Source organism: Chitinophaga fulva, from assembly GCF_012927205.1.
GTDB lineage: Bacteria > Bacteroidota > Bacteroidia > Chitinophagales > Chitinophagaceae > Chitinophaga > Chitinophaga fulva.
In genome coordinates this window covers 1-13,679 of the sequence record NZ_JABBGC010000003.1, presented here as the reverse complement: position 1 = coordinate 13,679, position 13,679 = coordinate 1, and the positions used below count along the sequence as shown (strand labels likewise).

The window sequence follows — 13,679 nt, the reverse complement described above, 5'->3', positions numbered from 1 at the left end:
TGTCTGTCCCTACTGTATAATGTTGGTTCCTATTCTGCCTTCAGGCTGTCGGCCGGATTGGTCATGGCAGCTTTGACACCCTGGTAGCTGACAGTTAACAGCGCTATGGCAACTGATAATACGCCAGCGATGAGAAACATCCACCAGGAGAGTGGTGCATGATGGTCCAGGTTCCGCAGCAGTAGATGCATGGCCCACGCGGCCAGTGGTGATGCCAGGAGGAATGCCAGCAGCACAGGTTTTAGCAGTTCGCCGGACAACATGAGCCACAACCGGGTGATACTGGCGCCAAATACTTTGCGGATACCAATTTCGCGCGTGCGTTTTTCTGCCATAAAAGCGGCAAGGCCGAGTAATCCCAGGCAGGAGATCAGAATGGCAAGGGTGCCGATGACACTGATCATGTGCCAGGTAGAACGAACGCCGTCAAACCTGCGTTCCTGCGCTTCTGAGGTAAAATGAAATTCGAAGGGATAACCGGGAGCGGTTTTTTTAAAGGCTGCTTCCAGTTGTTTCACCTGCTGCTGCCATTGCCCATCGTTTACCAGTCGCACGAAAATATGGTTGAGCGTGCCGGTATTGAGATATACGGCCAGCGGAGCAGGGGTGTCAAACGGGTCATTGAAGGAAAAATCTTTCACTACCCCGATAACCATGTTGTTGCCTAACATAGTGCCGGTCACCGGAGGTTTGAGCCCCATCTTTCTTACGGCTGTTTCATTCAGGATACAGCCGGTCGTATCGCCGAAGTCGCGGCTGAAATCACGGCCCTCCACGAGTGACAGGCCGGCGGTCTTCACCCAATCGTATTGTACCTGGCTGATGCTGACCATAAAGTTCTGGTCCTCCGTTTTGCCGGGCCATACCAGGTCATTAGTGGCGCCGTTGTAGCGCACAAGGTTGTCATTGCCGGCAGACACCTGTGTTACCCCGGGAATTTGCAGGAAGGCTTCCCGCATGGCGTCATATTGACCGGCCATATTGCCACGGGTTGGAATATCGATCAGGTTTTCGGCGTCATAGCCGAGGGGGAGCTGTTGTATGTATTGTTGCTGCCGGAAGATAACGAGTGTTGATATGATGAGAAAAATGGAAATCATGAACTGAAAAGTAACGAGGCATTTACGAAGAAGGCCTCCGCTGCGGCTCTGGAATATCGGGCCTTTCAGCACTTTCACGGGACGGAAGGCACTGAGGAAAAAGGCTGGATAACTACCAGCTGTCAGGCCGGTAAAAAACGTAAGACCGATCATGAACAACCACAGTTTCCAGTCAGACAGGTCCATCTCCAGGTGGGTGCGAAGGAGTTGGTTCATGGCAGGCAGGCTCAGTTTGGCCAGCAGAATGCCGGCTATCAATCCACTAAAGGCCATGGCCACCGACTCTGTGAAAAACTGTGTCATAATTTGCCGCCGGGTGGCACCGAGGGTTTTACGGACACCTACCTCCTTTGCGCGCTGTGCGGAGCGGGCAGTAGCAAGATTCATGAAATTGATGCAGGCCAGCAATAATACAAAGATGCCGATGATGACGGTGAACTGCACAATTTGTATTCTGCCACCTGCAGGCTGCCCGTTTTTGAAACGGTTGTACAGATGTGAATCGGCGAAAGGATAGGCAAACGGTGTGCAGTTGCCATAGCGGGTGCCAACGAGTTTCTTTAGTTTGGCGTTAAATACATCCAGATTGACATGTGGCTTCAGGGTGATGTAAGTCTGCATGGCGTTATAATTCCATCGATCTGAGATGCCTGGCGTCTGTAGCTCTATAAGACGATAGGGCAACATCACATCGAACCGGAAGTTGCTGTTGTCGGGAATATCCTTGATGACGGCACCCACTTTGAGGCTACGGGCACGATTATGTTGAAAAATTTTGCCGATGGCATCATCGGTGCCGAAGAACTTACGGGCAGTGCGGGAAGTGATCACAATGGAGCCGGGATCGGAGAGGGCCGCAACGGGATTGCCTGCAATAACGGGGAACTGGAAAATATTAAAGAAATCTGGTTCGGCATACAGACCGTTTTCGTAAGTGCTTTTGTCCCCGATGCCCAACAGTTGATCGCCGCCGTTGGCAATACGCGCCACATGGTCTGCTTCCGGTAACCCACCACGGATGGCTGATGCCAGGGCCGGTGTGGAGGCCTGACCGGTATAAATGATGTTTTCCCTTGTATCGTTGACCATAATGGTATGGATCGCGGACAGGTTAGGGTGGAACCGGTCGTATTGCAACTCATTTTTTACGAAGAGGAGGAAGATAATGCCGAGGGCCAGACCGATGGACAGTCCGCTGATATTGACAAAGGTGAATAATCTGTTTTTGATCATCCCCCGGAGGGTAGCGGCGTAGTAGTTTTTTAGCATAATCGGGAATTTTAATCTGCTGGTAGCTGATCCCGCTAAGAAGATGCCATGTTCGAAACCCTTGTCTGTCAGGCGGTAAGCAGTTGATGTCCGTCCGGTTTTGGCGCAAATGTGTCCGATTTCGTACGTGGTGTGTGGAACCGGTAGCATGCTATGCATGTGGACAATATCTACAGGTGGATCAGCACGTGAACCAACACGTAGATGCACCTGGAGGAAACGTATATGCCGGGAATGTAGCTGGGGTATAAAATCCGCTCATCTACCAATTGCCGCCAGGGTACTGCTCCAGTATGGCCTTGGCGCGTAGCTGTCCCTGTTTCATCCAGGCCTGCATCAGCAGCCTGTCAAAGCGCAGGCCTGTGGGGAAGTCGGGGTCCAGTTCTGCTTCCGGGCTGATATAATATACCTTGACGGGGCCCGTGGCGGTGCGTTGAAAGTTGCGTAGCACTTCGAGGTCGTTTTCCCGTACTTCCTGTATGAAGATAGTCACGGCACGCATCAGCACATCGAGGAGGGCGGTGTAATTGTCGTTGCCCGGTTGTTGTGCATCGGGGTTGTTGCTGAGGATATAAATCCGGTGCTCCTCTCCAGGCGAAAGATTGGTGACAACGGCGCGGGTAGGCACTACCTCACGGTTACCGCCGTCTACATACTGGCGGTCGTTGATGGTGACTGGCGGCATAAAAACAGCCTGGTTGCTACTGCTTTGCAGTGCCTTTATCAGCATCCCGGAGGAGTTGATCACGAGGTTGTCATAATGGATACTGGCCTGGATAGGGCGTGAGGAGAAAATGCTGAGGCGGCCGGTTTGCAGGCAAACGGCATTGAGACACAACACGGAAGTCGATTGTCGGATGGTATTCCAGGCGTCATCGGTCATCTGTTGCCGTATCTGATTTTCCAGCGGAGTGGTGTCATACAGATAAGGTTTGTTATTGAGGATGTTGTCGATGGCGTTTTGTTTGTTGAGGATATCGGCATTGCTGTTGCTCAGGTATATGTCCGTCACCTCCGGTATTTTATCGGCTGCCACCATGGCTGCAATGAGGGCGCCGGTACTGGTGCCGCTGATGAGATCAAAAGTGCGGATGCCGGTGGTGGTCATCAGTTGGCGGAGTGCTCCCACGCTGAAGGCGCCTTTGGCGCCACCGCCGCTGGTAATGAGTACGTTCATGATCTTTTTTTGAAAGGCTGATGGAACAGGACAATGCCTACGGCAAAGCCTATACGTGCGGATTTCAGTTCATTGTTGACCGACAGGTTGAGGCCAAATGGGCCTAGCTGTAATTCCGCTCCCAATGCCACCTGATTAAAATGTACAAAGCTGGTATTGTATTCTGTGTAGGCGTTAAGGTTACCAACGCCTACGGGTATCTTTTTCACGGAGATATCGGTGACGCGGACGGCCAGCCGGGTGCTAAGGGTGGTGTAGAAAGTATTGCCGCGGAGGAAAACGGCGGGACCGGCCATCACACGAAGGCGGCCACCACACTGTCCGGCTCCGGCGAAAGTATAACTGAGATAACCCCTCAGCGTACCGAGGTAAGCCACCTGGTTGCTGAAGATATTGGCTGCGCCCTGACTGAGCTCGAAGCGTTTCTCCAGTCCGCCGCAAAATTCTGACGAGGGAAAATCCGGATGGGAAATATCCTGCCGGTTCATATACACGAGCCACTGAAATACGTTGTTGGCCTCATCATCTGGCAGTGCGTCGGAGAAGCAGGTACCATTCAGGGTGTCGTTGATGAAAGTGGCGGTTTGCCGGCTGACCCGGATAAAATCCTGGTAGCTTTGTGGATTTTTTTGTTTCAGCCGGGTGAGCAGCTGTTCGTTGGCGCTGTCCTGTGGTTGATATTTTCCCAGGGTTTTTGTGAGCGCAGATATGGTTTGTGCATAGGATACCGCTTTAGCTCTGCAGGTGGCATTGTCACAGCATTTCTCCCGCGTTTGTGCAGTGAGCTCCCGGATACTGCCTATGCATAGTAACAATAGCAGCAGGGTATTTTTCATGACAGGAAGTTAAACCTTTTCACAGAAAACGGCAACGCAGTCACGCAAAGTGTGCAAAGATTTTAGCGGAGAATAAAAACGCAAATAGATAAGAGCATAATGGGTACGCTCTTATCTGCCTGCGGCATATGTCTGTTTGTGCTCAGTGCTTTTCAACAGCTTCCATTCGATTTTTCATCGCTGTCATTTCCTTGTCCTGCCTGATAATATATAAAGTAAGTTCTTCTGCTTTTTTCAATAGCAGTTTATTCATTTCCGTTAGGTCAAGCCCGTTTTCCACTACTTTTTTTCCGGAAGGTATCTCTGGCAAATGCTGATGGTTGGTGATGTAATTTCGGATTGCTTGTCGTCATTCCGCTTGTTTTTTGTAACAGGACAGCTAGTGAAGTGAAGCAGTATTTGCACACTTGCTCTCCTAAATCTTTGCGCCCTTTGCCCCTCTGCGTTCTTTGCGAGAAAAAATCGCTTTACAATAAAAATTTGAGTAGTTTTCCCGGGTGCACGTATTATTAAAAACTATTGTATGGGAGACGCTGAAGTAAACACCCTGTGGCAGTCGGTCTGTGGGGCGGATGATCAGTCGGCGTTCCGTATGTTGTTTGATTACTTCTACAACCGGCTGGTTTGTTTTGCGGCTGATCTGGCTGGCTCCCATGAAGCGGGGGAAGAGATCGTATCGGATGTATTTGTGCAGTTATGGAAAAACCGCCGGCAAACGGTGGGGGTTATACGGCTGAAGACCTATTTATATACAGCGGTCCGTCACCGCAGCTATAATTATATACGTGACCAGCAGCGGCACCGTTGGCTGGGGCTTGACAGCATAGAGGAGCCGGCGGAACCCACACAGCAGCCTTCTCTGGAATGGAAAGAACTGCAGCAGCAGCTGGATGCAGCGGTAGGCCGGCTGTCGCCGCAATGCCGAACTGTTTTCCGCATGGTGCGTGAAGAAGGGTTCAAATACAAGGAGGTGGCAGCTATCCTCGATGTATCCCCGCGTACGGTGGAAACTCAACTGGTGCGGGCAGTGGCAAGGCTGCGTGAAGTGCTGCAAACGATGCAGCATCCCGTGCGATAGGCCGGCGCCGCCTACGCAATCATCTAATCCTGTATCGTAAACCAATTGTTCCGTTTACCTACCCATGACGGTCTTTCAAAAAAAAATTTAACGTTTGTACGTAATCATGTTTTTTTTCGTGTCTGGTTATCCGGAGAGCACTTCTTTCCGGAAGAATGATGACAGATGAACAACGCCTGAACGAACTGATTACTGCCCGGTTGGCCGGTACCATCGATGCTGATGGGAGGGCTGAGCTGGAATCCCTGTTGCGGTCACACCCGGAACAACAGGCCACGGTAGCCTTGCTGGAACAGTACTGGGAAGCGGTTCCGGTTACCGGTACGCCACCTGCGGACGTTTTCCGGCATATCATGTCCGTGGCGGAGCCGGCCCACCCATCTCCCGAAAAAACAACAACAAAAGGTTTCCCAGGACTAAAGTCCTGGGCTATATGGGGAGCGGCGGCAGTTACCCTGCTGGGCATGTTTCTTTTATTCAGGCCCGGTGGCAGGGACCATCAGCAAATAGTACGGACGGCCGACGGAGAACGGAAAACATTCCGTTTGGCAGATGCCAGCACCGTACATCTCAATGGCGGCAGCCAGCTACGCTGTGTGTTAACCGGTTCCCGCCGTGAGCTGTGGCTGGAAGGGGAGGCCTATTTTGAAGTGGCGCCCGACCCCGCCAGGCCTTTCGTCGTACATGCTTCCGGCGTTAATATCCACGCATTGGGGACCGCTTTTAACGTAAAAGCCTATCATGGACAACCGTCCTGTGAAACCACCTTGCTGGAAGGTGCTGTGGAAGTATATGCTGATAAAACCCCCGACAGCAGGATACGGTTGCGGCCCTACGAAAAAATATCGCTGGACGCCACCGCATCGATCGCGGCGCCGGTGAAAAAAATAAACCTGAAAACCATACACGTTGGCCCTCAGACGAGAACAGCGATCGTATCGCCACTGGCCGACAGCAGCCTGACAGAAACCGCCTGGGTAAGCAACCGGCTGCAATTTGACGAGATCGACTTTGAAGAACTGGCCAGACTGCTGCAACGCTGGTACGGCGTACATATCACTTTCCGGGATGAAAAACCAAAGCACTATATCTTCAGCGGCGCCTTTGCCAGCGAGACTGTCACACAGGCATTGGATGCGATGCAGCTGATCGAAGATTTCCGCTATGAAGTAGAGGGCAATACTATTACCATATTTAGCACGTCAACTAAAAAATAAGCTGCAAAAACCGTTATGAATCAGTAAAAAAACAGTAGAACATCACAGAAAAAAAACAGGAAATGCTACTAACATTTCCTGTAATTCCAGGTAAAGAAACAATGCACATCCCCTTTGGCCGGGCGGACAAGGCATTGTTATTTTCTCACCCATCATCACAAATGTAATGCAAAATGTCAACCAATCGCGTTGCCGCCGGCGAAGAACGGCGGTACTAAAGCCTCTAGTCATTATGAAGCTGTCTTTTGTTATTGTTTTATTGTCCTGTCTGCAGGTGGCCGCCACCGGCTACTCCCAGCGCCGGGTATCCCTGTCGGTCAAGGATACGGAGATCAAAAAAGTGCTGGACCGTATCTCCGGACAGACAGACGTTCGTTTCTTGTATAGCGACCGTAAAGTGGACCTGCACCGGAAAGTTAGTCTGCATGCGGAAGATGAACCGCTGCCCGTGCTGCTGGACAAACTGCTGGCTGGCAGCGGATTTACCTATAAAGAACTGGAAAACAAACTGGTGGTCATTATCCCCGAGAACACCGGCTGGGACAACATCCAGGTAAAAGGAAAAGTGACCGGCGCTGATGATGGCAGTCCCCTGCCCGGCGTAACAGTACAGGTGAAAGGCACGGCCATTGGTACGGTGACGGATGAAAACGGTAGCTTTCAGCTCAACGCGCCCGCCGGCGGCACGCTGTTGTTCCGCTACGTTGGATATGACCAGCTGGAACTGCCGGTGAAAGGCAGTATGCAGGTGCAGCTGAAAAAATCTTCCAGTGCGCTCTCTGAAGTAGTGGTGGTTGGTTATGGTACCACCCAGAAAAAAGACCTCACCGGTTCTGTGGTGAGCGTCACCCCCAAAGATTTTAATAAAGGTATCATCAGCAATCCGGTACAGGTGCTGCAGGGTAAAGTCGCCGGTCTGGTGATCAGTAAACCCGGCGGCAACCCCAATGGAAAAATCAGCATCCGGCTGAGAGGCGCCTCCTCCCTGTCGGCCAGCAGCCAACCGCTGTTTGTGGTGGACGGTATTCCCGGTATCGACATCAACGTGGTGCCGCCGGATGACATCGTGTCCATCGATGTGCTGAAAGACGCTTCTGCGGCGGCGATCTACGGTTCCCGTGGTGCCAACGGCGTTATCATTGTCACTACCCGCCGTGGTAAAGAAGGGGCCCCACAGGTGTCTTACAGCGGCTATGTGGGCTTCGACCAAATCGCTAATACCTATGACGTACTGAATGCTGACCAGTACCGCCAATATCTCAAGGATAATAATATCGACCCTAATGGTTTTGACCTTGGTTCCAGTACCAACTGGCAGAAAGCTATTTCCCATACAGGCGTCAGCCACAACCATAATCTCTCCATGGGCGGCGGTAAAGGCGATACCCGCTACAGTGCTTCGGTGAACTATCTCAACAACGAAGGAGCGATCATCAATTCCGGACTGGAACGTATCATCGGCCGCATCACACTCGATCAGGGTATCTTTGAGAACCGGCTTCGTATAGGCCTGTCCATGAACTATGTAGGGGAGAAAAACCGCTACCAGGGCCTGAACCCGGATGACCAGGGGGATAACCGCATCTGGGAACAGTCCATCGCCTATAACCCTACCGCTCCGATTTACAAACCCGATGGCACCTATTTCGAAAAGCTCGATATCAACGATAACTACAACCCGGTAGCACTGGGTAACCAGATCAAACATCAGCGCGCATTCAATAAATTTATCGGATCTGCCAAGATTACCTACGATATCACCAAAAACCTGACCTACGATCTGTTATTAGGACTGGAAAGAGCTTCCGCCGACAGAGGCATGTATTATTCCAAAAAGTCACCGGTAATTGAAGGCGCCGGCAGCAACGGTACCGCCACCCGCGAATCCAAAACCTGGGACAACAAAACATTGGAGACCTATTTCACTTATGGTAAACAATGGAAGCAGCACAACCTGAAACTAACTGCCGGTTATTCCTATCAGAATTTCTTCAACAACTCCATGACTGCTGGTAACACCCAGTTCGTATCCGACATCTTTGGTTACAATAATCTCGGCGCCGGACAGGCCGATCTGCCGGCTGTTGGCTCCGGGGCAGGAGAGAACGCATTGGTGTCTTTCATCGGTCGCGCTTTTTACAGCTATCATGATAAATACCTGCTCACCGGTACTGTCCGTCGTGATGGTTCCACCCGTTTTGGTAAGGATAAAAAATGGGGCACCTTCCCGTCAGCCTCTTTCGCATGGCGCATGACACAGGAACCCTTCCTCTCTGGCACCACCTGGCTGGAAGACCTGAAACTGCGTGTAGGCTATGGCGTTACTGGTAACCAGGAAATCGACAACTACAAATCACCCCTGACTTACAGTCCCGGTGGTAAAGTACTGGACAACGGCCGCTGGGTAACGTCTTATATCATCGGACAAAATGAAAACCCCAACCTCCGCTGGGAGTCTACCGCACAGTTTAATGCCGGCATCGACTTCAGTATATTCAAAGGCCGGCTGACCGGTACCCTTGAATACTACGACAAACGCACCAAAGACCTGTTGTTTAACTACAACGTGCCTTCCCCGCCGTACCTGTTCCCCACTATTCTGGCCAACGTAGGACAGATCAGTAACAAAGGGGTGGAGCTGTCACTCAGTGCCGGGGTGATCCAGCGGAAAGATTTTAGCTGGGATGTTTCTTTCAACATCTCCCGTAACTATAATGAGATACTGTCTATCGCGAACGACCAGTTCAAGAGCGACGCTATCTATGCCGGCACCGTGGGCGCCCGTGGCCTCACCGCCGTACAGATCGTGAAAGTAGTACCGGGTTACTCCATCGGTACCTTCTACATTCCGCAGTTCGACGGGGTAGATGCCAACGGTAACCAGCAGTTCAAAGATCTCGACGGCAACGGTTCCTTCGACTTCCGCAGCGACAGCCGCGTGGCTGGTAACGGTCTGCCTAAATATCAGGCTGGTCTTGCGAATACCTTCCGCTACAAAAACTTCGATCTTAATTTCCTGTTGCGCAGCCTGTTCGGCTATCAGATCTTCAACGCCACAGAACTGGTGCTCAGCGACCGTTTCAGCCGGATGCCCGGAAGGAACATCATCGCCAAATATGCCAACAGCAATATCCGCGGTACTTACGTGTCTGACCGTTTCATCGAAAATGGTGCGTTCCTGCGGCTCGATAACCTCACCCTGGGCTACAACATCCCTGCGGCCAACAGTAAGCGGTTCGCCAATCCGCGGGTTTATATCTCCGGGCAGAACCTCTTCATCCTGACGGCGTACTCCGGTCTGGACCCGGAGCTGCCCATCGACGGCCTTGCGCCCGGTATCGATAACAGGAACGTATACCCGAAAACACGCTCCCTCGCAGTGGGCTTTACGGTGAACTTTAAATAAATAAGATGATCATGAAAACAAGTATCTTAAAATATACCTTACTGGCAGGCATGGCCTGTTCCGTTTTCAGCTGTACCAAGCTGAATGAAACCTTCTATGACCGTGGTACAGATGATAACTTCCTCAAAACAGAAGATGAGCTCAACGCTTTTGCCAACGGTGCCTACGCCAATATGCGCAGCTACCGTGACGCCTATTGGAAGATGAATGAAGTCACCACCGACGAAACCACGGTGCCTTCCCGCGGCGCCGACTGGAACGAAGGTGGCCTGTGGCGCGTGCTGATCAGTCACCAGTTTCCGGTAACACATCAGTATATCAACGATATGTGGAACAGCATCTACCAGAATGGTGTAAACCCGGTCAATGCCATCCTGCAAAAGCTGGATCAATCCACTATTCAGTTGCCCACCAAAGACCAGATCAAGGCCCAGATGAGAGTGCTGCGTGCGTTTCACTTTTATCTGGCCATGGACGCTTTCGGTAATATTCCTATTGTGACTTCCTTTAGCCAGGCGGAGCCGCCTAAAAATACGCCCCGTGCGCAGGCCTTTACATTCATTGAAAAAGAAGTCCTGGATAATATCCAGGCGTTACCCGCAGAACTGAACACCAAAAATTACGGTAAAGTCACCAAAGGCATGGGCTTCATGTTGCTGGCGAGACTGTATGCTAACGCTGAAGTATATACGGGTACGCCACGCTGGAACGACTGTATCCGTATGTGCGATTCCGTTACCAAGCAAGGTTATCAGCTGGAGGCGGACTATTTCGCCAATTTCTCCACGCACAATGAATCTTCCAAGGAGAACATCTTTGTCGTTCCTTATGATGCTATCAATGCCAAAGGTATGATGCTGCACTATCTCACGCTGCATTACAACAACCGCTACACCTATGGTTTGCCCAGCGCGCCATGGAACGGCTGGTGTACGCTCAAAGCACATTATGAATCCTATGACAATGATGACAAACGTAAAACCATGTTCCTCGTAGGGCAGCAATACGCACAGGATGGCACGCCGCTGAAGACAGAACAGGGTGCTCCATTGATCTTCACACCGGAAATTAATGACCTGGCCAATGCCACCCAGACCGAAGGCGTACGTATTGTCAAATATGCAATCGAGAAGAACACTCCCTACGCTGATCAGGACAACGACCTCGTAATTTTCCGTTATGCCGATGCCCTCATGCTGAAAGCAGAATGCCTGTTGCGTACCGGTCAGGCTGGTCCGGCCCTCACGTTGGTGAATGAAGTGCGTGCCCGCAATTTCGCTGTGGCCAAACCACTCGTGACCCTTACGCTTGATAACCTGCTGGCCGAAAGAGGCCGGGAGTTTATCTGGGAAGGCTGCCGCCGGCAGGACCTTATCCGCTTCGGCAAATGGAACGGTGAATGGCAGTTCCATCCTGCTGATGCAGCGTTCAGGAAACTGTTTCCTATTCCGCAGGCGCAGCTGGATGCGAATCCTAATCTGGAACAAAATCCGGGATACAAATAGGCTAATATTGTAGCATAGAGAATAAAAATGAAGACCTTAGCGATGATTATTTATTGCCAAGGTCTTCTCTTTTATAGTATTATTTCATCTGGGAAAGATTCTATATATTCATCTCGTGAAATCCCCTTTTCAATTGTTGCCCAAGAATAATACCTATGAGAGAAAGAAACCAACGTAGCTATAGCCAAATTTCTGCATTTTTGTTGTTTACGGCTATTTTGTCTGGTAGCCAGATGGTCTCAGGCCAGCAACCTGGCGGTAGTGGCCTTCCTGTGGTTACGCCTGAAAATATCCCCGGTGCCTATATGAATACGGTTATCAACTATATCCGGACTTGGGAGCCTTCCAAGCCGCTTACGGACCCTGCGGCGGTCGTGGCCCAGGGTAATCCGATAGCCGATGTAAAGCAGGCCACGCAATACTTTGACGGACTTGGCCGGCCGCTGCAGACGGTAGCGAAAGGTATGGGCGGCACTGGGAATGATATGGTCACCCCGGTGATATACGATGCTTTCGGTCGGGAACAGTTTAAGTATCTCCCTTATATACACGCCGCTGCCGACGGCAAGTTCAAAACGACTGCTTTCAACGATCAGGACCAGTTTTACCGGAATTCCGGTAAGTACCCCAATGAGCGGATATTTTATAGCAAAACAGAGTTTGAGGCATCTCCATTGAACCGGGTGCTGAAAACATATGTCCCAGGCAACAGCTGGGCTACCAAACCGGTGACGCTTCAATATCTCGTGAATGCGGTAGGAGATTCTGTACGTATATGGAATATGGATGCTGCCGGAAACGCTGTCAGTCCGGGTATTTATGCCGCCGGACAGCTGTCTGTAACAGTGACTACAGACGAAGACGGAGGCCAGGTGGTGGAATATAAAGACAAATCTGGTCAGCTGGTGCTTAAAAAGTTACGTCTGAATGGTAATAATGCCGGTACCGCCCATATGGGATGGCTGTGTACCTATTATATCTATGATGATCTGAACAATCTGCGTTTTGTGATTCCGCCGTTGGGAGTAGAGAAAATCACAGGAGGCTGGAATACGGCGGCTATCGCAGATGGACTTTGTTTTCAATATACCTACGATGGCAGAAACCGGATGATCACCAAAAAGGTTCCCGGCGCAGGGATGGTAGAAATGGTGTATGATGTGCGTGACCGGTTGGTATTCACGAGGGATGCCAACCAGCGTGCGCTGAACCAGTGGCATGTGACCTTCTATGACGGCTTGAACCGCCCGGTGGAGACAGCGCTCTACAACAGGGACATCTCGCGGGAGGCTTTACAGGTCCAAATGAACGGCGCAACTACAAATACCGGTAACAGCAGCTATGTTTTCCCGGGTACAGCTGATCTGACAGTCGCTTACCATGACCGTAGCCTCTATGAAGCTACCAATTCAGTGACACTGGAAGGTGGTTTTGATACCGGGAATGGCGCAGATGCCGACATCAATATTAACCCCTCTATGAACAATGGTGGGGTGAACATGGTTGTCACCAATCCGCTGCCGGATGTATTCAGCAGTGGTACGCTGATACCATTAACTTTTACTTTTTATGACAAATACGATTATCAGGGGGTGAAACCGTCCCTGAGCAGCGATTTCGGTAAACCATCTGACTCCGGTAACCTTTATGTGGAACCTGTAACAGTAGGGAATCTCACCAAAGGACTGGTAACGGGAACGCGTGTTCGTATACTCGGGACTGATACCTGGCTAACCACGACCAGCTATTATAATGATAAAGGGCGGGTAAGTCAGATACTGTCAGATAACGCTGCCGGCGGTACAGATGTGATTACTACCCGTTACGATTTCAATGGAAAAGTAGTCAGCACTTATCAACGGCATAAAAATAACCGGAGCGGGGTTACGCCGCAAACCACCGTGCTCACCACTATGTTCTATGATGCGCAGGGAAGGGTGAAAGCAGTCAATAAACAGTTGAACGATAATCCTGGTCTGATCCGGACGGTAGCCAGGAACACCTATGATCCCATCGGTCAGCTGGAAGCAAAAGAGCTGGGTATTGCCGGAGGTGGCGCCCCGTTGGAGCGGCAGACTTACGACTACAATC

At 51.0% G+C, this 13,679-nt stretch carries 8 protein-coding genes; 5 read left to right on the top strand and 3 right to left on the bottom strand.

The window, feature by feature from the left end; genetic code table 11:
• Positions 1-29: 29 nt before the first annotated feature.
• The 3 genes from HHL17_RS23295 to HHL17_RS23285 form a co-directional block, all read right to left on the bottom strand.
• Positions 30-2,369: an ABC transporter permease gene (locus tag HHL17_RS23295; protein WP_169227259.1), complete on the bottom strand. Its 2,340-nt coding sequence runs from the start codon at positions 2,367-2,369 to the stop codon at positions 30-32.
• A 262-nt stretch (positions 2,370-2,631) separates the two neighbouring features.
• Positions 2,632-3,546, bottom strand: coding sequence for a patatin-like phospholipase family protein (locus HHL17_RS23290; RefSeq protein WP_169227258.1), 915 nt, complete (start codon positions 3,544-3,546; stop codon positions 2,632-2,634).
• The gene (locus HHL17_RS23285; protein WP_169227257.1) at positions 3,543-4,382 is read right to left on the bottom strand and encodes a hypothetical protein; all 840 of its coding nucleotides are present in this window, start codon (positions 4,380-4,382) and stop codon (positions 3,543-3,545) included. Before HHL17_RS23285 ends, HHL17_RS23290 begins: the two co-directional genes overlap by 4 nt.
• A 523-nt stretch (positions 4,383-4,905) precedes the next feature.
• On the opposite strand from HHL17_RS23285, the gene HHL17_RS23280 reads away from it, so the two are divergent.
• From HHL17_RS23280 to HHL17_RS23260, 5 genes are all read left to right on the top strand, one after another.
• Positions 4,906-5,460, top strand: coding sequence for an RNA polymerase sigma-70 factor (locus HHL17_RS23280; protein ID WP_169227256.1), 555 nt, complete (start codon positions 4,906-4,908; stop codon positions 5,458-5,460).
• A 155-nt stretch (positions 5,461-5,615) separates the two neighbouring features.
• Positions 5,616-6,677 (top strand): FecR family protein, encoded by a 1,062-nt coding sequence (locus HHL17_RS23275; RefSeq protein ID WP_169227255.1) that lies wholly within the window; start codon positions 5,616-5,618, stop codon positions 6,675-6,677.
• A gap of 232 nt (positions 6,678-6,909) precedes the next feature.
• Complete coding sequence (locus HHL17_RS23270) at positions 6,910-10,083, top strand: TonB-dependent receptor (RefSeq protein WP_169227254.1); 3,174 nt, start codon at positions 6,910-6,912, stop codon at positions 10,081-10,083.
• A gap of 11 nt (positions 10,084-10,094) precedes the next feature.
• Positions 10,095-11,588: a RagB/SusD family nutrient uptake outer membrane protein gene (locus tag HHL17_RS23265; RefSeq protein ID WP_169227253.1), complete on the top strand. Its 1,494-nt coding sequence runs from the start codon at positions 10,095-10,097 to the stop codon at positions 11,586-11,588.
• A gap of 155 nt (positions 11,589-11,743) precedes the next feature.
• Positions 11,744-13,679: DUF6443 domain-containing protein (locus tag HHL17_RS23260; protein ID WP_240975957.1), on the top strand; the 1,936-nt coding region annotated here is incomplete at its 3' end.